Annotated in this window: 21 protein-coding genes; 5 read left to right on the top strand and 16 right to left on the bottom strand. The window is 66.6% G+C overall.

Annotation, left to right across the window (positions count from 1 at the left end; translation table 11 throughout):
• Positions 1 to 55: 55 nt before the first annotated feature.
• From VXM69_RS24620 to rpsP, 5 genes are all read right to left on the bottom strand, one after another.
• Positions 56 to 742 (bottom strand): CoA pyrophosphatase, encoded by a 687-nt coding sequence (locus VXM69_RS24620; RefSeq protein ID WP_367189374.1) that lies wholly within the window; start codon positions 740 to 742, stop codon positions 56 to 58.
• Positions 743 to 829: 87 nt separating this feature from the next.
• Positions 830 to 1,222, bottom strand: a complete 393-nt coding sequence (gene rplS, locus VXM69_RS24615) for a 50S ribosomal protein L19 (RefSeq protein WP_006753174.1) — start codon at positions 1,220 to 1,222, stop codon at positions 830 to 832.
• A gap of 133 nt (positions 1,223 to 1,355) precedes the next feature.
• The gene (gene trmD / locus VXM69_RS24610) at positions 1,356 to 2,150 is read right to left on the bottom strand and encodes a tRNA (guanosine(37)-N1)-methyltransferase TrmD (RefSeq protein WP_034186458.1); all 795 of its coding nucleotides are present in this window, start codon (positions 2,148 to 2,150) and stop codon (positions 1,356 to 1,358) included.
• A 1-nt stretch (position 2,151) separates the two neighbouring features.
• Positions 2,152 to 2,829: a ribosome maturation factor RimM gene (gene rimM / locus VXM69_RS24605; protein WP_367189373.1), complete on the bottom strand. Its 678-nt coding sequence runs from the start codon at positions 2,827 to 2,829 to the stop codon at positions 2,152 to 2,154.
• A gap of 42 nt (positions 2,830 to 2,871) precedes the next feature.
• On the bottom strand, positions 2,872 to 3,126 hold the full coding sequence (gene rpsP, locus VXM69_RS24600; RefSeq protein WP_006476550.1) for a 30S ribosomal protein S16: 255 nt from the start codon (positions 3,124 to 3,126) through the stop codon (positions 2,872 to 2,874).
• 151 nt (positions 3,127 to 3,277) lie between these two features.
• Between rpsP and VXM69_RS24595 the strand changes: the two genes are divergently transcribed.
• Entirely contained in the window at positions 3,278 to 4,417 is a 1,140-nt protein-coding gene (locus tag VXM69_RS24595) for a sorbosone dehydrogenase family protein (protein WP_367189372.1), read from the top strand.
• 109 nt (positions 4,418 to 4,526) lie between these two features.
• The gene (locus VXM69_RS24590) at positions 4,527 to 4,994 is read left to right on the top strand and encodes an NINE protein (RefSeq protein ID WP_367189371.1); all 468 of its coding nucleotides are present in this window, start codon (positions 4,527 to 4,529) and stop codon (positions 4,992 to 4,994) included.
• 64 nt (positions 4,995 to 5,058) lie between these two features.
• Here VXM69_RS24590 and VXM69_RS24585 read toward each other — a convergent pair whose 3' ends face one another.
• Both VXM69_RS24585 and VXM69_RS24580 read right to left on the bottom strand, forming a co-directional pair.
• Positions 5,059 to 6,225: a PA0069 family radical SAM protein gene (locus VXM69_RS24585; RefSeq protein WP_034186455.1), complete on the bottom strand. Its 1,167-nt coding sequence runs from the start codon at positions 6,223 to 6,225 to the stop codon at positions 5,059 to 5,061.
• A 102-nt stretch (positions 6,226 to 6,327) separates the two neighbouring features.
• Positions 6,328 to 6,816 carry an Lrp/AsnC ligand binding domain-containing protein gene (locus VXM69_RS24580; protein ID WP_012492860.1) on the bottom strand — a complete coding sequence of 163 codons (489 nt, stop codon included), beginning with the start codon at positions 6,814 to 6,816 and terminating at the stop codon, positions 6,328 to 6,330.
• A gap of 145 nt (positions 6,817 to 6,961) precedes the next feature.
• On the opposite strand from VXM69_RS24580, the gene VXM69_RS24575 reads away from it, so the two are divergent.
• Positions 6,962 to 8,248 (top strand): D-amino acid dehydrogenase, encoded by a 1,287-nt coding sequence (locus tag VXM69_RS24575; RefSeq protein WP_049034348.1) that lies wholly within the window; start codon positions 6,962 to 6,964, stop codon positions 8,246 to 8,248.
• A 97-nt stretch (positions 8,249 to 8,345) separates the two neighbouring features.
• Here the strand turns inward: VXM69_RS24575 and VXM69_RS24570 are convergent, their stop codons facing one another.
• The 6 genes from VXM69_RS24570 to VXM69_RS24545 all read right to left on the bottom strand — a co-directional run bounded on the left by VXM69_RS24570 (position 8,346) and on the right by VXM69_RS24545 (position 14,663).
• Positions 8,346 to 10,136 (bottom strand): acyl-CoA dehydrogenase, encoded by a 1,791-nt coding sequence (locus VXM69_RS24570; RefSeq protein WP_367189369.1) that lies wholly within the window; start codon positions 10,134 to 10,136, stop codon positions 8,346 to 8,348.
• A gap of 97 nt (positions 10,137 to 10,233) precedes the next feature.
• Positions 10,234 to 11,169 (bottom strand): electron transfer flavoprotein subunit alpha/FixB family protein, encoded by a 936-nt coding sequence (locus VXM69_RS24565; protein WP_367189368.1) that lies wholly within the window; start codon positions 11,167 to 11,169, stop codon positions 10,234 to 10,236.
• A gap of 16 nt (positions 11,170 to 11,185) precedes the next feature.
• Positions 11,186 to 11,935 carry an electron transfer flavoprotein subunit beta/FixA family protein gene (locus tag VXM69_RS24560; RefSeq protein ID WP_014897713.1) on the bottom strand — a complete coding sequence of 250 codons (750 nt, stop codon included), beginning with the start codon at positions 11,933 to 11,935 and terminating at the stop codon, positions 11,186 to 11,188.
• Between the two features lie 227 nt (positions 11,936 to 12,162).
• Positions 12,163 to 12,957, bottom strand: coding sequence for a MetQ/NlpA family ABC transporter substrate-binding protein (locus tag VXM69_RS24555; protein WP_034187437.1), 795 nt, complete (start codon positions 12,955 to 12,957; stop codon positions 12,163 to 12,165).
• A gap of 28 nt (positions 12,958 to 12,985) precedes the next feature.
• Positions 12,986 to 13,639 (bottom strand): methionine ABC transporter permease, encoded by a 654-nt coding sequence (locus VXM69_RS24550; protein WP_006486982.1) that lies wholly within the window; start codon positions 13,637 to 13,639, stop codon positions 12,986 to 12,988.
• On the bottom strand, positions 13,629 to 14,663 hold the full coding sequence (locus VXM69_RS24545) for a methionine ABC transporter ATP-binding protein (protein ID WP_034187436.1): 1,035 nt from the start codon (positions 14,661 to 14,663) through the stop codon (positions 13,629 to 13,631). The genes VXM69_RS24550 and VXM69_RS24545 overlap by 11 nt, the downstream gene beginning before the upstream one ends.
• Before the next feature lie 218 nt (positions 14,664 to 14,881).
• On the opposite strand from VXM69_RS24545, the gene VXM69_RS24540 reads away from it, so the two are divergent.
• Positions 14,882 to 15,781: an alpha/beta hydrolase gene (locus VXM69_RS24540; RefSeq protein WP_034187435.1), complete on the top strand. Its 900-nt coding sequence runs from the start codon at positions 14,882 to 14,884 to the stop codon at positions 15,779 to 15,781.
• A 36-nt stretch (positions 15,782 to 15,817) separates the two neighbouring features.
• On the opposite strand, the gene VXM69_RS24535 is transcribed toward VXM69_RS24540, so the two are convergent.
• On the bottom strand, positions 15,818 to 16,741 hold the full coding sequence (locus VXM69_RS24535; protein ID WP_034187434.1) for a histone deacetylase family protein: 924 nt from the start codon (positions 16,739 to 16,741) through the stop codon (positions 15,818 to 15,820).
• Between the two features lie 43 nt (positions 16,742 to 16,784).
• Here VXM69_RS24535 and mltB point away from each other — a divergent pair, with 43 nt between their 5' ends.
• Positions 16,785 to 18,134 (top strand): lytic murein transglycosylase B, encoded by a 1,350-nt coding sequence (mltB, locus tag VXM69_RS24530; RefSeq protein WP_080287788.1) that lies wholly within the window; start codon positions 16,785 to 16,787, stop codon positions 18,132 to 18,134.
• A 79-nt stretch (positions 18,135 to 18,213) separates the two neighbouring features.
• Here the strand turns inward: mltB and cysM are convergent, their stop codons facing one another.
• Complete coding sequence (cysM, locus tag VXM69_RS24525; protein ID WP_034187432.1) at positions 18,214 to 19,116, bottom strand: cysteine synthase CysM; 903 nt, start codon at positions 19,114 to 19,116, stop codon at positions 18,214 to 18,216.
• Between the two features lie 223 nt (positions 19,117 to 19,339).
• Positions 19,340 to 19,693 (bottom strand): helix-hairpin-helix domain-containing protein, encoded by a 354-nt coding sequence (locus tag VXM69_RS24520; protein WP_034187431.1) that lies wholly within the window; start codon positions 19,691 to 19,693, stop codon positions 19,340 to 19,342.
• Between the last annotated feature and the right edge of the window lie 35 nt (positions 19,694 to 19,728).

The following is a 19,728-nucleotide window of genomic DNA, read 5'->3' as shown; positions in this document are numbered from 1 at the left end:
GGCTGCCGGCGCGGTCGCCCGGCGGCCGGCCGCGCGCGCCGGCCGGTGCATGCGCCTAGCCGGCGGCCAAGAAGCGGTAGAGATTGCGAAACATGCCGGCAGTTGCGCCCCAGATGAAGTAATGCCCGCCCGGTTCGCCATTCGGATAGGGCATCGAAAAAAAACGACGCTCGCCGCCTTCCCAGCGGAACACGCGGACCTGATGGTTCGCGGGATTCATCACGAACGCGAGCGGCACTTCGAAAATCTCGGCGACTTCGAACGTATCGGCCTGCACCGTGAACGGCGGATGCACGAGGCCGACCACCGGCGTCACGCAGAAGCCCGTGCCGGTCAGGTAGTCGGGTAGCGCACCGAGGATCTCGACCCGTTCGGCGGCCAGCCCGATCTCTTCCTTCGCCTCGCGCAACGCGGTGGCCGTTGCATCGCGATCGAACGTCTCGCGACGGCCGCCGGGGAAGCTGATCTGCCCGGCGTGGTCGTTCAGGTGGTCGGCACGCTGGGTCAACAGCACGGTCAGGCCCGACTCGCGGACGACGAGCGGCATGAGGACGGCCGCGCTGCGCGGATCGACGCCTTCCTGCAGCCTCGCCTCGCCGGGCTCGACGCTCCAGTCGAGCGTACGCGCGAAACGTTCGCGCAAGCCGGACGGCGTCATCAGCGGGGGATCGATGACAGGCAGGCCGGCACCGGTGCCTTCGACCGGCAGGACTTCGGGATCGATGATGGGGCGGCGATTCAATGGGGCTCTCGGGTTCGTGTCGTATCGAGCATATTGTCGCGCCAGAATGAAAAAAGCACCCGGGTGGGTGCTTTTTCCTTACAGCTCTTACTCTTGGGAAGCTGCTGCGGCGCGATCCTTCGACACCAGCTTTTCCTTGATACGAGCCGACTTGCCCGAACGCTCGCGCAGGTAGTACAGCTTCGCACGACGCACATCGCCGCGACGCTTCACGACGATGCTTGCCAGCAGCGGCGAGTACGTCTGGAACGTACGCTCGACGCCTTCGCCCGACGAGATCTTGCGGACGATGAAGTTCGAGTTCAGACCACGGTTGCGAATCGCGATCACGACGCCTTCGTAAGCCTGAACGCGCTTGCGGTTACCTTCAACCACGTTCACGTTCACGATCACCGTGTCGCCCGGGGCGAATTCGGGGATCGTCTTGCCGGCGAGCGCGCGCTCGATTTCTTCCTGCTCAAGTTTTGCGATCAGATTCATTACTGACTCCTTATGCCATCGTGTCGGCGTTGGTACCCGCCTGCTTCCAGGCCTGGCCCCGATAGAGGATGGATTCACATCAGGCACCGCACACGCATGCACGGCACCGCCAATTCCCGCTCGCGCAGCCGCCTCAGGAGGCGTCCTTCGCTTCGCGTGCGAGGTTCGCAAGCCACGCCTCGTCGGCCCGGCTCAGCAACTTCTCGCGGCGCGCCCGGACGATCAGGTCCGGCCGCTTCCGCCACGTATTCCGCAATGCTTCCTGCCGCCGCCACCGCTCGATCTCGGCATGATGCCCGCCGAGCAGCACGTCCGGCACGCGCACGCCGTGGTATTCCTCGGGGCGCGTGTAGTGCGGGCAATCGAGCAGGCCGTCGGCGAAACTGTCCTGCACGGCCGACAGCGAATCGTTCAGCACGCCGGGCAGCAGCCGTACGACGGCATCCATCATCGCCATCGCCGGCAGTTCGCCGCCCGACAGGACGAAATCGCCGAGGCTGATTTCCTCGTCGACGCACCGGTCGAGCAGACGCTGGTCGATCGCTTCGTAGCGGCCGCACAGCACGACGACACCGGGCTCCTGCGCCATCCGCACGGCACGCTCATGCGTGAGCGGCGCGCCCTGCGGCGACATCATCACGACACGCGTGCTCGCGATGCCCTGCTCCGCCTGCGCCGCTTTCGCGGCGTCAATGGCGGCTTCGAGCGGCTTCGCCAGCATCACCATGCCCGGACCGCCGCCGTACGGACGATCATCGACCGTGCGGTAGTTGTCCGTCGTGAAATCACGCGGGTTCCAGGTGCGCAGCCCGAAGCGCCCCTGCTTGACGGCCCGGCTGGTGATTCCCCAGTCGGTCAGTGCACGGAACATCTCGGGAAAGAGCGTGACGACGTCGAACTGCACCGCGCTCTCGGTTACCTGGTTCATTTCAGTAATCGGCTTCCCAGTCGACGACGATCCGACGCGCCGCCTGATCCACCGTTTTGACGTATACGCCGACAAACGGGATCAACCGTTCGTCGGTGGTCGGCTGACCGTCTTTGCCGGTCGCCGGATACTCGACACGCATGATCGAATGCACGCCGTTGTCGATCATCCCGCTCACCTTCCCGAGCGCCACCGATTGCTCGTTGACGACATCGAGACCGATCAGGTCGACCCAATAGAATTCGTCCGCGGCCAGTGCCGGGAAATCTTCCCGGCGCACGAACACGCGAAAGCCGCGCATCGCGAGTGCGGCATCGCGGTCGCTGACGCCCGCGGGTTGCGCAACGACGGTGTCGCTGTGCGTCTTCGACTGCATGATGCGAACCGAAAGCCGCTCCGCACCGCGCTCCAGCCACCAGCGACGCGCGTTGAGCAATGCATCGCCGCCGCGACCGGCGTCGGCATGCGTCGCCACCTTGACCCAGCCCTTCAGGCCGTAGGCGTCGACTACCGCCCCGACCTCGACTGCGTCGTCGGGCCAGGCTTGCGTCGCTTCGAGACCACCTTGCTGGGCAGCCTCACCGGCGCTCGCGACAGCGTCGCGCTCGACCGGCTTGCGGACGAACGCGCCGAATGACGCACGCCCGCGCCTTGCATTACCGGAATCGTGACCCGCCATCAATGCACCTCACAGCCGGCACGACCGGCACACCGTGCCATGTTAGGCAGCCGGTTGCGCCTTTTGCGCTTCCTTCACGAGACGCTGGACGGTCGGCGACAGTTGCGCGCCAACGCCTTGCCAGTACGTCAGGCGATCCTGAGCGATACGCAGCGATTCGCCCTTCGTGGCGACCGGGTTGTAGAAGCCGACGCGCTCGATGAAGCGGCCGTCACGACGGTTGCGCGAATCGGTAGCGACGATGTTGTAGAACGGGCGCTTCTTCGAGCCGCCACGAGCCAGACGGATGATAACCATATGATGTCCTTCGGAAAACCGGGTTCGAAACTACTGAAACACGCGATTATAGCCGGAAACCAGAGGTACAACAAACACTTACGCGCAAAATTCCGCGGGCGGCCTGTCGGGCGGGCATACAATCGTCGTGTCCAGGACGTTTCCCGCCGTCATGCCGCCCCTTCCCGCTGCCTCGACGCGCCGCGCGCAGAACCGTTTCACGGCGCTGCTCGCCGGCCTTGCCAGCCTCGCGTCCGCACCGGCGTTTGCCGCGCCGTTGCCGGTGAGTGAACTCGTCGTCCCGCCCGGCTTCCACGTGGAAATCCTGACCGACACGGTACCGGCCGCGCGCGAAATGGCCTGGTCGCCCCGCGGCATCCTGTATGTCGGTACACGCGAAGGCCGCGTGCACGCGTTCGCGATGCACGAGGGCCGGATCACCGCGCACTACGTGATCGCCTCCGGGCTCGACATGCCCGTCGGCGTCGCCTACCGCGATGGCGCCCTCTATATATCCGCCGTATCGCGGATCCTGCGCGTCGATCATGTCGACGATCGGCTCGCCCGACCGCCCGCCCCCGTCGTCGTGACCGATGCGCTACCGACGGAACATCATCACGGCTGGAAATTCATCGCGTTCGGCCCCGACGGCAAGCTGTACGTGCCGACCGGCGCACCGTGCAATGTCTGCCTCGCCGATCGCAGCCGCTACGCAATCATCGCGCGCATGAAGGCGGACGGCAGCGAACGCGAGGTGGTCGCGCGCGGCGTACGCAATACGGTCGGCTTCGCATGGCATCCCGATTCGGGCGAGCTGTGGTTTACCGACAACGGGCGCGACCTGATGGGCGACGACGTACCCGATGACAAGCTGAATCGCGCCCCGCGCGCCGGGCTCGACTTCGGCTTTCCTTATTGCCATGGCGGCGATACGCCCGACCCCGAATTCGGCAGCGCCGGCGTGTGCCGCCGCTACGCGCCGCCCGTCGTGAAACTCGGCGCGCATGTCGCCGCGCTCGGCATGCGCTTCTATACCGGGCCGATGTTTCCGGCGTCGTATCGCAATAACGTGTTCATCGCCGAACACGGGTCGTGGAACCGCAGCACGAAGGTCGGCTACCGCGTGATGCGCGTGATCGTGTCGGCGGACGGCAGCCACGCGCAGCAGATGCCGTTCGTCACGGGCTGGCTGCGCCCCGACGGCACGGTATGGGGACGCCCGGCCGACGTGCTGCCGCTGCCGGACGGCTCGCTGCTCGTCAGCGACGATTACGCCGGCGCCATCTACCGCGTGACCTATGCGGCACCTTGACGCAGGCAAGGGGTGACCGGGCCCGACCGGGCATCGTAGAATGCGTGCCGGGCCGCGCGCCCGCGCCGGCCCGCCGGCCGCCCATGCCAACGACCATCCGCCGCCATCCATGTCCAGCAGCACCGCACCGTCCCGCCGCTTCCGCTCCAAGACGCTCACTGCCGCCCTCGCGTTCCTGTTCGGTTCGCTCGGCGCGCACCGCTTCTATCTGTATGGCTTGCGCGACGTGTACGGCTGGGCGCACCTGCTTGCGACGATCGTCGGCATCCCGGGCTTCCTTTTGCTTGCGGCGACCCAACGCACTGCCGGCCTCGGCTGGTGGCTCGCGATACCCGGCGCGATCTCGCTGCTGGCGGCATTCCTCGCCGCACTCGTCTACGGGCTGCGCCCTGACGAAAAATGGGATGCGCAATTCAACGCGGGCACCGGCAAGCACAGCAAGTCGGGCTGGACCGTGATCTTCGTCGTGATCTTCTCGCTGCTGATCGGCGCGTTCCTGCTGATGACCGCACTCGCGCTGTCGTTCCAGACGTATTTCGAATCGCAGGTCGAAGCCGCGAAGCAGATTTCGCAGTAAGCACGACGGACGCGGCGCCGAGGGCCCTCGCCCGGTGCCGGCACGCGGCGACCTTGCTCGCGTATCAGAACAGATTCAACTGCATGTCGTCGCGTGGCTTCGCACCGGCCGAACGTCCGGCAACACGCGGCACCGGCGCGACCGCGGCCGGCGCACCGCGGAACTGCGACAGATCGAGAATGCCGTTCGTGCGCTCGTTCAACCCGAGCCGCTTGACGGCCTGGCGAAAGCGCTGCCGCAACAGGTCCGCCCAGATCCCCTCGCCCTTCATCCGCTTCGAGAAATCCGCGTCGTAGTCCTTGCCGCCGCGCATGTCGCGCACGCGGTTCATCACGCGTTCCGCGCGGTCGGGGAAATGCGCGGCGAGCCAGTTCTTGAACAGCGGCGCGACCTCCCACGGCAGCCGCAGGATGATGTAGCTTGCGTGCGTCGCGCCGGCTTCCGCGCACGCTTCGAGCACGCGCTCCATGTCGGGCTCGGTCACGAACGGAATCACCGGCGCAATGCTCACGCCGACCGGCACGCCCGCGTCGCGCAGCGCGCGGATCGTGCGCAGCCGTCGCGCCGGCGTGGCCGCGCGGGGCTCGAGCGTACGAGCGAGATCGGCATCGAGTGTCGTGATCGTGACCGCCGCCATCACCTGCCCGCGCTCGGCCATCGGTGCGAGCAGGTCGAGATCGCGCTCGATCAGCGACGATTTCGTGATCGCCGCGAACGGCAACCCGCGATCGTGCATCACCTGGATCACGCTGCGCGTGATGCGCAGGTCGCGCTCGACCGGCTGGTACGCGTCGGTGTTGACGCCGAGCGCGATCGGCTCCGGCACGTAGCGCTTGCGCGAAATCTCGCGCTCGAGCAGCTCGGCCGCGTTGACCTTCGCGTAGATGCGGCTTTCGAAATCGAGCCCCGGCGACAGGCCGAGATAGCTGTGCGTCGGCCGCGCGAAGCAGTAGATGCAACCGTGCTCGCAGCCGCGATACGGGTTGAGCGATACGCTGAACGGAATATCGGGCGACTGGTTGTGCGTCAGGATGCTTTTCGCACGCTCCTCGAACACCTGCGTGCGCAACGGCGCGGGGAAGTCGGCATCGTCCGACTCGTGCGTCCAGCCGTCGTCGACCGCTTCGCGCTGCGCGATTTCATACCGCCCCTGCAGGTTGTCGACCGCACCGCGCCCCTTGCGGGGCACGGGCGGTGCTACCGGAAATTCGTTGTCGGACCGATCGTCCATATGCCCACCCCTTCGCCTGCGCCCAATACTGTACATTTATACAGTATTGGGCGCAGCATGCCAAGGGCGGGATAAGGGGCTCGACAACAGGCTGCCGACGCGTCACTCGCCGACGGCAATCGTCAGCGTTTCCTTGATTTCCTCCATCACGACATAGCTCTTCGACTGCACCGCGCCGGGCAGTTGCAGCAGGATGTCGCCGAGCAGCTTCCGGTAGTCGGCCATCTCGCCGATCCGCGCCTTGATCAGGTAGTCGAAATCGCCGGAAACCAGATGGCATTCGAGCACCTCGTCGATCTTCATCACTTCCCGGCGGAATTGCTCGAACATGTTGCCGCCCTTGTGGCCAAGCGTGATCTCGACGAACACCAGCAGCGCGGCCCCCAGCTGACCTGGGTCGACCCGCGCGTGATAGCCGGTGATCACGCCGTCGCGCTCCATGCGACGCACGCGCTCGATGCACGGCGTGACGGTCAGTCCGACCTGTTCCGCGAGGTCTTTCATCGCCATCCGGCCGTCGTCCTGGAGCAGTTTCAGGATGCGCCGGTCGAGCTTGTCGAGCGAGCGTACGGGCTGACGTTGCGTTCTCATTTGTTTATGCTGAAAACCGGAAAAATACGATAACAAAACCTACACATTCGACAATACCATAGCGCAAAAAACTAGATCAGCTAGAGGTTACACGGAGCCGCACACGCGCCCGGCCTCGATCTGGTCCCTTCCATCTGGAGCAGCTATGCGAGTCGTCATTCTGGGCAGTGGTGTAGTGGGCGTGGCAAGCGCGTATTACCTTGCACGCGCCGGCCATGAAGTCACCGTGATCGACCGGGAAGCCGGCCCGGCGCTCGAGACGAGCTTCGCGAACGCAGGCCAGATCTCGCCCGGTTATGCCGCACCGTGGGCCGCGCCCGGCGTGCCGCTGAAAGCCGTCAAGTGGATGTTCGAAAAGCATGCGCCGCTCGCGATCCGCCTCGACGGCACGCGCTTCCAGCTCCAGTGGATGTACCAGATGCTGCGCAACTGCACGGCCGAGCGCTATGCGGTCAACAAGGGCCGCATGGTCCGCCTCGCCGAATACAGCCGCGACTGCCTGCAGGCGCTGCGCGCCGATACGGGCATCGAGTACGAAGGCCGCACGGGCGGCACGCTGCAACTGTTCCGCACGCAGCAGCAACTCGACGGCGCGGCGAAGGACATCGCGGTGCTGCGGGAAGCGAACGTGCCGTTCGAACTGCTGTCGCCGGCCGAACTGAAGAATGCCGAACCGGCGCTTGCCGCCGTCTCGCACAAGCTGACGGGCGGCCTGCGCCTGCCGGGCGACGAAACGGGCGATTGCCAGCTGTTCACGACGCGCCTGGCCGCGCTCGCCGAATCGCTCGGCGTCAAGTTCCGCTACAACACGCCGATCGATGCGCTCGCGATCGCGGGCGGCAAGATCGCCGGCGTGCAGTGCGGCAGCGAGACGGTGCGCGCGGACGCGTACGTCGTCGCGCTCGGCTCGTACTCGACGAACTTCATCTCGAACCTGATGAAGATCCCGGTCTATCCGCTGAAGGGCTATTCGATCACCGCGCCGATCGTCAACGAAGCGGCCGCTCCGGTGTCGACCGTGCTCGACGAGACCTACAAGATCGCGATCACGCGTTTCGACCAGCGCATCCGTGTCGGCGGCATGGCGGAAATCGTCGGCTTCGACAAGAAGCTGCGCGCCGCGCGCCGCGAAACGCTCGAGATGTGCGTCAACGACCTGTTCCCGGGCGGCGGCGACACGTCGAAGGCCACGTTCTGGACGGGCCTGCGCCCGATGACGCCGGACGGCACGCCGATCGTCGGCCGCACGCCGGTGTCGAACCTGTTCCTGAACACCGGCCACGGCACGCTCGGCTGGACGATGTCGTGCGGCTCGGGCCAACTGCTCGCCGACCTGATCTCGGGCAAGATGCCCGCGATCCAGGCCGATGACCTGTCGGTGCATCGCTACCTGAAGGACGTGGCCGGCCAGACGCGCCCGGCCTACGCCTGAGCCGCGACGGCCCGCAACACGGGCCGGCCGGCGGCAAAAGGAAAAGGAAAGGCGCCCTCGGGCGCCTTTTTCGTTGCGTCGACGGCGTTGCTCGCGGTCAGAACTGGTCTTCCGTCAACGCGAGCACGCTCTCGTTGCCCTTCGTGCCGACGATCGACGCCTCGAGCGCACCGGCCTGCACGAGAATGTGTTCCGCATAACATTGCGCGATCGCGATCTTCGCATCGAAGAACGCCGGGTCGCTCGCGCGGTTCGCCTGCGCCGCCACCAGCGCGCGCGCCATCTGCCACCCGCACAGCACCACGCCCGCCAGCTTCAGGTACGGCACGCTCCCCGCGAACACCGCGTTCGGATCCTGCTTCACGTTCGCCAGCACGTAATCCACCGCCGACGCCAGCGCGCGGGCGCCCTTCTCCAGCTGTACCTTCATCGACGCGGCCGCCGCACCGTCCAGCTTGCCCAGCGCCGCCACCGTGGCGTCGATCTCCGCGAGCAGCCCCTTCGCCACCGCGCCGCCGTCGCGCATCGTCTTGCGGCCCACCAGGTCGTTCGCCTGGATCGCCGTCGTCCCTTCGTAGATCGCCAGGATCCGCGCATCGCGGTAGTACTGCGCCGCGCCCGTCTCCTCGATGAAGCCCATCCCGCCGTGCACCTGCACGCCCAGGCTCGCCACGTCGTTCACCATCTCCGTGCTCCAGCCCTTCACCACCGGCACCAGATACTCGTAGATCGCCTGATGACGCGCCCGCGTCGCCTCGTCCGCATGGCGATGGGCCATGTCGCTGTGCGACGCCGCCACGTACGCCAGCGCCCGCGCGCCTTCGGTCAGCGCGCGCATCGTGCCGAGCATCCGCCGCACATCCGGGTGATGGATGATCGTCACCGACTGCCTGGCCGAGCCGTCCACCGGGCGGCTCTGCACGCGCTCCTTCGCGAATGCCGCCGCCTTCTGGTACGCGCGGTCGGCCACGCCGATCCCCTGCATCCCGACGCCGAAGCGCGCCGCGTTCATCATGATGAACATGTATTCGAGGCCGCGGTTCTCCTCGCCCACGAGGTAACCGATCGCCCCGCCGTGATCGCCGTACTGCAGCACCGCCGTCGGGCTCGCCTTGATCCCGAGCTTGTGCTCGATCGACACGCAGTGCACGTCGTTGCGCGCGCCCAGCGACCCGTCCGCGTTGACCATGAACTTCGGCACGATGAACAGCGAGATGCCCTTCACGCCTTCCGGCGCGTTCGGCGTGCGCGCCAGCACCAGGTGGACGATGTTGTCCGCCATGTCGTGCTCGCCCCACGTGATGAAGATCTTCGTGCCGAACACCTTGTACGTGCCGTCGCCCTGCGGCTCGGCGCGCGAGCGCACCAGCGCGAGGTCGGAGCCCGCCTGCGGCTCGGTCAGGTTCATCGTGCCGGTCCATTCGCCCGAGATCAGCTTCGGCACGTAGCGCTGCTTCTGCTCGTCGGTGCCGGCCGTCAGCAGCGCCTCGATCGCGCCGTCGGTGAGCAGCGGACACAGCGCGAACGACAGGTTCGCGGCGTTCAGCATCTCGATGCACGGCGTCGCGATCAGCTTCGGCAGCCCCTGGCCATCGTACTCGGCCGGATGCTGCAGCCCCTGCCAGCCGCCTTCGACGAACTGGCGGAACGCGTGGCCGAAGCCGGGCGTCGCGGTCACCACACCGTCTTTCCAGCTGCTCGGGTGGCGGTCGCCCTCGACGTTCAGCGGCGCCAGCACCTCGCCGCAGAATTTCGCGGACTCCTCGAGCACGGCCTGCGCCGTGTCGTAACCGGCATCCTCGAAACCCGGCAACTGCGCGACGGCGTCGATGCCCGCGAGTTCCTTCAGCACGAACAGCATGTCCTTGACGGGGGCGACATAACTCATGGCGCGTCTCCTCTTCTCTCTTTTGTCGATGGCGTAAAAAAAGGGGCGCTCGGCGCGCCCCTTTCCCGTGTGCTTAACGCTGAAGCGTCACGCCGCGTCAGCCGAGCTCGCTCACGAGCTCCGGCACCAGCGAGAACAGATCGCCGACGAGGCCGTAGTCGGCCACGCTGAAGATCGGCGCTTCCGGATCCTTGTTGATCGCGACGATCACCTTCGAATCCTTCATGCCGGCCAGATGCTGGATCGCACCCGAGATGCCGACCGCGATGTACAGCTGCGGGGCGACGATCTTGCCGGTCTGGCCGACCTGATAGTCGTTCGGCACGTAGCCGGCGTCGACTGCCGCGCGCGATGCGCCCAGTGCCGCCGACAGCTTGTCGGCCAGCGGCTCCAGCACCTTCGTGTAGTTCTCGCCGCTGCCCAGACCGCGGCCGCCCGACACGATGATGCTCGCCGACGTCAGCTCCGGACGGTCCAGCTTCGTCACTTCACGGCTCACGAACTGCGACTTGCCGGCATCCGCCGCCGCGTCGATCTTCTCGACCGCTGCGCTGCCGCCTTCCGCTGCCACCGGATCGAAACCCGTCGCACGCACCGTGATGACCTTGATCGGGTCGCTCGACTGCACCGTCGCGATCGCGTTGCCCGCGTAGATCGGGCGCTCGAACGTGTCGGCACTGTCGACCGCCGTGATGTCCGAGATCTGCGCGACGTCCAGCTTCGCGGCGATACGCGGCGCGATGTTCTTGCCGTACGCGGTGGCCGGCGCGAGGATGTGCGAGTAGTCCTTCGCGATGTTCAGCGCGGTTGCCTCGACGTTTTCCGCCAGGCCCGCGGCCAGTTGCGGCGCGTCGGCCAGCAGCACCTTGGACACGCCTGCGATCTTCGCTGCCGCGTCAGCCGCTGCTTGTGCATTGTGGCCCGCGACCAGCACGTGGATGTCACCGCCGATCTTCGCTGCCGCCGCCACCGTGTTCAGCGTCGCGGCCTTGATCGACGCGTTGTCGTGTTCTGCAATCACCAGAATCGTCATTTCTTTCCGCTCCCTCTTACAGCACCTTGGCTTCGGTCTTCAGCTTCTCGACCAGCGTCTTCACGTCCGGCACCTTCACGCCGGCCGCGCGCTTCGGCGGCTCGACCACCTTCAGCGTCTTCAGACGCGGCGCGACGTCCACACCGAGGTCTTCCGGCTTCACGGTTTCCAGCGGCTTCTTCTTCGCCTTCATGATGTTCGGCAGCGTCACGTAACGCGGCTCGTTCAGGCGCAGGTCGGTCGTCACGACCGCCGGCAGCGTCAGCGACAGCGTTTCCGCGCCGCCGTCGACTTCGCGTGCAACCGTTGCCTTGCCGTCCGCGATCGTGACCTTCGACGCGAACGTCGCTTGCGGCAGGCCGGCCAGCGCGGCCAGCATCTGGCCCGTCTGGTTCGAATCGTCGTCGATCGCCTGCTTGCCGAGGATCACCAGCTGCGGCTGCTCCTTGTCGACCAGTGCCTTCAGGATCTTCGCGACGGCCAGCGGCTCGACGCTGTCGTTCGATTCGACGAGGATCGCGCGATCCGCGCCGATCGCCAGCGCCGTGCGCAGCGTTTCCTGCGCTTGCGTGACGCCCACCGACACCGCGATCACTTCGGTCGCGACGCCCGCTTCCTTCAGGCGCACGGCTTCTTCAACGGCGATTTCGTCGAACGGGTTCATCGACATCTTCACGTTCGCGATGTCGACGCCCGTGTTGTCCGACTTCACGCGGACCTTCACGTTGTAATCGACCACTCTTTTCACTGGCACCAGGATTTTCATGCACACGCTCCAAAGTTACGAATACGACCAGAGGCCATTCTATAGCGAGGCCTCATGACTGCGCGGCCAAGCGGACCCATCCATCGTGGCTGTCGAGGATACCGCTTCTTGGCGACGCGCCAATGATAGCGAACGGTCGTTCTATTTTAAAAGAGAAAAAACCCGGACGCAAAGCCCGGGTTTTCGATCATCGACTCTAATCCCGCCGGGCGTCCGTCCTCCGCCCGTCACCAGGCGGCGATGACCGCCCCGCCGAACTTGCCCTCGATGAATTGCTTCACGTCGGCCGAATGATAGGCCGCGATCAGTTTCGCGACCCACGGCTTGTTCCGGTCCGCGTCGCGAATCGCGAGAATGTTTGCGTAAGGGCCGTTCGGGCCCTCGATCGCGATCGCATCCTGATTCGGTTTCAACCCCGCTTCCATCGCGTAGTTGGTGTTGATCGCGGCCGCGTCGACGTCGCCGAGCGAGCGCGGAATCTGCGCCGCATCGAGCTCGACGATCTTCAGCTTGCGCGGATTGTCGACGATGTCGAGCGGCGTCGCCTTCAGCCCCGCATCCGCGCGCAGCTTCAGCAGCCCCTGCTTCTGCAGCAACAGCAGCGCGCGGCCGCCGTTGGTCGGGTCGTTCGGCACCGCGACGCGCGCGCCCGGCTTCAGTTCGGCCAGCGATTTCACGCGCTTCGAATAGATGCCCATCGGAAACGTCACGGTATCCGCGACCTTGATCAGCTTGTAGCCGCGATCCTTCACCTGCGCCTGCAGATACGGATCGTGCTGGTAGCTGTTCGCGTCGAGGTCGCCCGACGCGAGCGCGGCGTTCGGCTGCACGTAATCGGAGAATTCGACGATACGGATATCGAGGCCGCTCTTCGCCGCGACCTTCTTCACCACTTCCATGATCTGCGCGTGCGGTCCGCCCGTCACGCCCACCTTGATGGTTTCGGCCTGCGCGTGCGCGCCCGCGAACAGTGCGGCCGCACCCAGTGCCGCCGCGAACTTCAGCATGAAACGTCGTTGCATCGTGTCCCCCTTACGGACCGGTTTGATCTTATTTGTGGCTCAGCCGGCGCACGAGCCAGTCGCCGAACGACTGGACGATCTGCACGAACACGATCAGGATCGCGACGACCGTCCACATCACTTCCGGCAGATAGCGCTGGTACCCGTAGCGGATCCCGAGATCGCCGAGCCCGCCGCCGCCGATGGCGCCCGCCATCGCCGAGTAACCGACCAGCGACACGAACGTGATCGTCAGGCCCGCGACGACGCCCGGCAGCGATTCGGGCAACAGCACCTTGAAGACGATCTGCGACGTGGTCGCGCCCATCGATTGCGCGGCCTCGATCAGCCCGCGGTCGACTTCGCGCAACGCCGTCTCGACGAGACGCGCGATGAACGGCGCGGCCGCGAGCGTCAGCGGCACGACCGCCGCGGCCGTGCCGATCGACGAACCCGTGACGAGACGCGTGAACGGAATCACCGCGACCAGCAGGATGATGAACGGCGTCGAGCGGACGGCATTCACGATGCCGCCGAGCACGCGGTTCACCGCGAGGTTCTGCAGCACGCCCTGGCGATCGGTCAGGTAGAGCAGCACGCCGAGCGGCAGGCCGACGAGCGCGCCGACCGCTCCGGAGATGCCGACCATGATCAGCGTCTCCCAGAACGACTGCACGAACATATCGAACATCTCACTCAACATACGAAAGCTCCTCTACCACCACACCTTGCTCGCGCAGGAACGCGAGCGCCTGCCCGACCTTGCCCGGCTCGCCGCCCGCGAGCACCGCGAGCGAACCGAATGCCTGCCCCTGGATCTCGTCGATCTGACCGTGCAGGATGTTGAAATCGAGTTCGTACCGGCGGATCGTCTCCGACAGGATCGGCTGGTCGACCCCCGAGCCCGTGAACGCGAGCCGCAGCAGGTGCCCGCTGCCCGTCTTCAGCCGCTCGGCCACGCGTGCCTTCAGCGCGGGCGGGAGTTCCTGCGCGATCACGTCGCCGATCAGCGCGCGCGTCACCTCATGATGCGGCTGCAGGAACACGTCGATCACGCGGCCCTCCTCGACCACGCGCCCGGCATCGAGCACCGCGACGCGATCGCATACCTGCTTGATCACTTCCATCTGGTGCGTGATCAGCACGATCGTCAGGCCGAGCTCGCGGTTGATGCGCTTCAGCAGATCGAGGATCGAACGCGTGGTTTCGGGATCGAGCGCGGACGTCGCTTCGTCCGACAGCAGCACCTTCGGCTGGCTCGCGAGCGCGCGGGCAATCCCGACGCGCTGCTTCTGCCCGCCGCTGATCTGCGACGGGTAGCGGTCCTTCTGCGCGGACAGCCCGACGAGGTCGAGCAGCGGCAGCACGGCGGCCTCGATCTCGGCACGGCTCGCACCGGCCAGCTCGAGCGGCAGCGCGACGTTGTCGAACACCGTGCGCGACGACAGCAGGTTGAAGTGCTGGAAGATCATGCCGATCTCGCGGCGCGCCTCGCGCAGCGCGCCCGCCGGCAGCAGCATGAGATCGCGCCCGCCGACGACGACGCTGCCTTCGGTCGGCCGCGTGAGCAGGTTGATGGTGCGCACGAGCGTGCTCTTGCCGGCGCCGCTTCGGCCGATGATGCCGAACACCTCGCCCTGCGGGATCGTCAGGTTGACGTTGCGCAACGCCTCGACCCAGCCGCTCGGCCCGGGGAAACGCTGCGAAAGATTGCGTAATTCGATCATGTAAACAAAACGGCGGCCGGCCGGCGAGTTGGCCCGCCAGTCGGCCGCCGATGCATCTGGAATAGCCGGCGATTTTACCGCAAACCCCTCATTCCACTTAATAATCGATTTCGATCTTTTCATAACTACACGAAATTAGAGGGGCGCCGCTGGCCCGCCGCGCGAAGGCCGCGACTATGATCCGGAACACCTATGCCAACCAACAGGGGACACGCCAGATGACCGCTACCACCACGCCGGCTGCCGCGCCCGCGTCGCCACCCGCACCGACAATGGGCCGGCTGCGTACCGCGGACGGGCTCGAACTGGCGTCGTACCGCTGGCCGGCCGGCGACGGCACGGTACCGCCGCGCGCGACGATCGCGCTCGTGCACGGCCTCGCCGAACACGCGGGTCGCTACGCCGCGCTCGCCGGCCGGCTGAACGCGGCCGGCATCGACGTGCACGCGATCGATCTGCGCGGGCACGGCCAGTCGCCCGGCCAGCGCGCGTGGGTCGACCGTTTCGACGGATACCTGAACGATGCGGATGCGCTGGTCGCCGAAGCCGCCCGCGGCAATGCGCCGCTGTTCCTGATGGGACACAGCATGGGCGGCGCGGTCGCGGCGCTCTACGCGATCGAGCGTGCGCCGGCCCGCGGCCATGTGCTGACGGGCCTCGTGCTGTCGAGCCCGGCGCTCGCGCCGGGGCGCGACGTGCCGCGCTGGATGCTCGCGGTGAGCCGCGTCATCAGTCGCGTCTGGCCGACCTTCCCGGCGATCAGGATCGATGCGGCGCTGCTGTCGCGCGACCCGGCCGTCGTCGCGGCCAATCGCGCCGATCCGCTCGTACATCACGGCGCGGTGCCCGCGCGCACCGGCGCGGAGATTCTCGACGCGATGGCGCGTATCGAAAGCGGCCGCGGCGCGCTGCGCGTGCCGGTACTCGTCTATCACGGCACCGAGGACAAGCTGACCGAACCCGACGGCAGCCGCGCCTTCGGCGCACGCGTCGGCTCGCCCGATCGTACGCTGACGCTATACGAAGGCGGTTTCCACGAAACGATGAACGATCTCGATCGCGACCGCGTGATCGACGCGCTGATCGCGTGGATTCACGCGCGCGTGCCGGCACGCTGAGCGCGCCCGCACGTCCTGCCCGTCAGGCGTCGGGAATCAGATGCCGGCCAGCACGCGCAGGTGCGCGACTACGCTGCGCCCGAGCGCGGACAGGTTGTAGCCGCCTTCGAGGCAACTCACGATGCGGCCCTGCGCATGCCGGCGCGCCACGTCGACGATCTGCGCGGTCAGCCATTCGAAATCGGCCTCGACGAGGCCGAGGCTGCCGATGTCGTCCTCGCGATGCGCGTCGAAGCCGGCCGACACGAACAGCATCTGCGGCTTGAATGCGTCGAGGCGCGGCAGCCAGAACATGTCGACGGCTTCGCGGATCGCCATGCCGTTGCTGCGCGCGGGCATCGGCAGGTTGACCATGTTCGGCGCCTGGTGATCGACGCCGGAGAACGGATACAGCGGATGCTGAAAGAAGCTGCACATCAGCACGCGCTCGTCGTTCGCGAACGCCGCCTCGGTGCCGTTGCCGTGGTGCACGTCGAAATCGACGATCGCGACACGCTCGAGACCGTGTACGTCGAGCGCATGCCGCGCGGCGATCGCGACGTTGTTGAAGAAGCAGAAGCCCATCGCACGGGCGGGCTCCGCGTGGTGGCCGGGCGGGCGCACGCCGCAGAACGCATTCGCATAGCGGCCTTCGATCACCGCGTCGGTCGCCGCGATCGCGGCGCCGGCCGCGCGCAGCGCCGCGCGCCACGTGTCGCGATTCATCAGCGTATCGGGATCGATCTCGACGTAGCCGTCGACCGGCGTCATGCTCCGGATGTAATCGATGTGCGCCTGCGTATGCACACGACCCAGCGCGACCTCGCTCGCGAACGGCGCGGTTTCGTGCACGATCAGATCGTCGATGCGGCTCGCGATCAGTTGATCCTGGATCGCCGACAGGCGGGCCGGGCACTCCGGATGCCATTCCCCCATCTCGTGCAGCATGCAGTCGGGGTGCGTATAGAAAGCGGTTGCCATAAGCTGTCATCCACGACGCTCGGTGCGCCGCAGGTCTCCATCAATGATGTCCATCGTCTGCCGCGAATTCGCCGCTAACTTACCACAACGGGGGCCCGCCACGCCCCGGCGCGCCGGATCCGTCGGGTATACTGCGCCGAACACAATCGCCCTGTCCGCCCGCTTCGACATGAATTCCAGCAAGCCTGCCGCCCTCCTCTCCGCGCTGTCCCGTGTCCGCGTCCCGCTCGTCGCCGCCGCTGTCGTCGCGGCCCTCGGCACCGCGCCTGCCGGCGCGCAGACGCAGCCGGCGAAGCCCGCCGGCAAGCTCGTCGCCCAGGCCCAGCCGCAGCAGCCGTTGCCGCAAGGTCAGACCTTCGAGGAGGAAATTGTTCCGCAGCGTTATGCGAACAACGCCAAGGTCGACGCCTTCATCGACGAGATGGTGAGCCGCAACGGCTTCGACTCCGCGAGCCTGCATGCGCTGTTCTCGCGCATCAGCTACTCGGCGACGGCCGTCAAGCTCGTGAAGCCGGCCCCGTCGCCGACGGTCAAGAACTGGCGCGTCTATCGCTCGCGCTTCATCGAGCCGATCCGCATCAACGCGGGCGTGAAGTTCTGGAAGGCGAACCAGGCAACGCTGCAGCGCGCGTCCGAGCAGTTCGGCGTGCCGCCCGAGGTGATCGTCGGCATCATCGGCGTCGAGACGATCTATGGCCGCTACATGGGCAATTTCCGCGTGCTCGACGCGCTGACGACGCTCACGTTCGATTATCCGGACACGCCGAATCGCGACAGCCGCCAGGCAACGTTCCGCAAGAACCTCGAGGACTTCCTGGTCTGGACCCGCGACAACCAGCTCGACCCGACCACCGTGCTCGGCTCGTACACGGGCGCGATCGGGATCCCGCAGTTCCTGCCGAGCAGCATCCGCGAGTATGCGGTCGACTTCGACGGCACGGGCCACGTCGATCTGCGCAGCAGTCCTGTCGATGCGATCGGCAGCGTCGCGAACTACCTGAAGCAGCACGGCTGGGAAACCGACCGGCCGGTGGTCTGGCAGATCACGCCCGATACGGGCAGCCTGGGCATTGCGCAGGCCGCCGCCGACGGCCAGCCCGAGCCGCACTGGGCGCTGTCGCAACTGACGCGCGCGGGCATGACGCTGAACGAGCCGACGGTCAACATCACGACCGAAGCCGGCACGCCGGTGACCGTGGTCGACCTGCCGTCGCCGGGGCGCGCGACCGAGTACATGCTCGGGCTCAAGAATTTCTACGTGCTGACGCGCTACAACCGCAGCTTCTTCTACGCGCTCACCGTGTACCAGCTCGGCGAAGCCGTGAAGGCGCAGATGGAAGCGAGCGGCGCGCTGAAGCCGGCCGCCGCCGACGACGACGCGCAGTCGCAGTAAGATCTGCCCGCCCAAAGAAAAAGCGCCGCACGAGCGGCGCTTTTTACATGGCTGGCGCGCGGCGCACGCCAACCCGTGTTCAGGCGGGAAACACGCCCGTGGACAGATAGCGGTCGCCACGATCGCAGACGATGAACACGATCGTCGCGTTCTCGACCTGACGCGCGATGCGCATCGCGACTTCGCACGCGCCGCCCGACGAAATGCCCGCGAAGATGCCTTCGACCGCCGCCAGCCGGCGCGTCATCGTTTCCGACGCGGCCTGGCTCACGCTCTCGACACGGTCGACGCGGCTGCGATCGAAGATCGTCGGCAGGTACGCTTCCGGCCACTTGCGGATGCCCGGAATGCGCGAACCGTCTTCCGGCTGCGCGCCGATGATCTCGATCGCCGGGTTCTGTTCCTTCAGATAGCGCGACGTGCCCATGATCGTGCCCGTCGTGCCCATGGCCGACACGAAGTGCGTGATGCGCCCTTCGGTGTCGCGCCAGATCTCCGGCCCCGTCGCTTCGTAGTGCGCAACGGGATTGTCGGGGTTCGCGAACTGGTCGAGGATCACGCCCTTGCCTTCGCGCTGCATCTCGTCCGCGAGATCGCGCGCCAGCTCCATCCCGCCCTTCACCGGTGTCAGGATGATTTCGGCACCGTAGGCGGCCATGCTCTGGCGACGCTCGACCGACAGGTCCTCCGGCATGATCAGCACCATCTTGTAGCCGCGGATCGCGGCGGCCATCGCGAGCGCGATACCCGTGTTGCCGCTGGTCGCCTCGATCAGCGTATCGCCCGGCTTGATGCGCCCGCGTGCCTCGGCCTTGCTGATCATCGACAGCGCCGGGCGATCCTTCACGGAACCGGCCGGGTTGTTGCCTTCGAGCTTCGCGAGCACCACGTTGTTACGCGCGCGAATCTCGTCGTCCGGCAAGCGGACCAGTTGCACGAGCGGCGTATTGCCGATCGTGTCTTCGATAGTTTTGTAAGCCATGGATATACCGTCAGTGCGAGGCCGATCAATCGATCGATTGTAAACCAGCACCGCCGCTCGCGCCGGCAACCCCCATTACGACGATGGAATACGCATGCCGCGCGACACGTGATCGCCCCCCGTATCGCACGCGCTCCCCCACGCAAAAAACCCGCGGCATGCCGCGGGAAGCCGTCATGACGACGGCGGCTGAAGGAGCTCGTTGCCGGTCGCGCGCGATGCGTTACTTCTGTGCGGTGCGGGCGGGCGCGGCGGCAGGCTTGGCCGCCGCAGGCTTGCCCGCGGCGGGCGGCGCCGCGGCCGCGCCGGCTGCGCCCGCCGCGCCGATCGTCAGCCCTTCCTGCTGAAGCCGCTCGACGATATGCCCGCCCATGCCTTTCACGCGCGCGGTGAGATCTTCCGCATTCCTGAACGGACCGCGCGTGCCGCGTTCATCGACGATCGCCTTCGCCCGCGCCGGACCGATGCCCTTGATGCCGACGAGCGCATCCTCGCTCGCGGTATTGACATCGACGGCCGCCCAGGCCGACGCGACTGCGCCGAGCATGACCGCTGCGGCAAACCATTTCCTGATCATGTGCTGGATCTCCGAAGAAAAACGGCCGGCGGCTG

This window comes from Burkholderia sp. Ed8, assembly GCF_040761425.1.
Taxonomy (GTDB): domain Bacteria; phylum Pseudomonadota; class Gammaproteobacteria; order Burkholderiales; family Burkholderiaceae; genus Burkholderia; species Burkholderia seminalis.
Note: the sequence above shows the minus strand (reverse complement) of the source record. Positions and strands in the feature narration are given on the sequence as shown.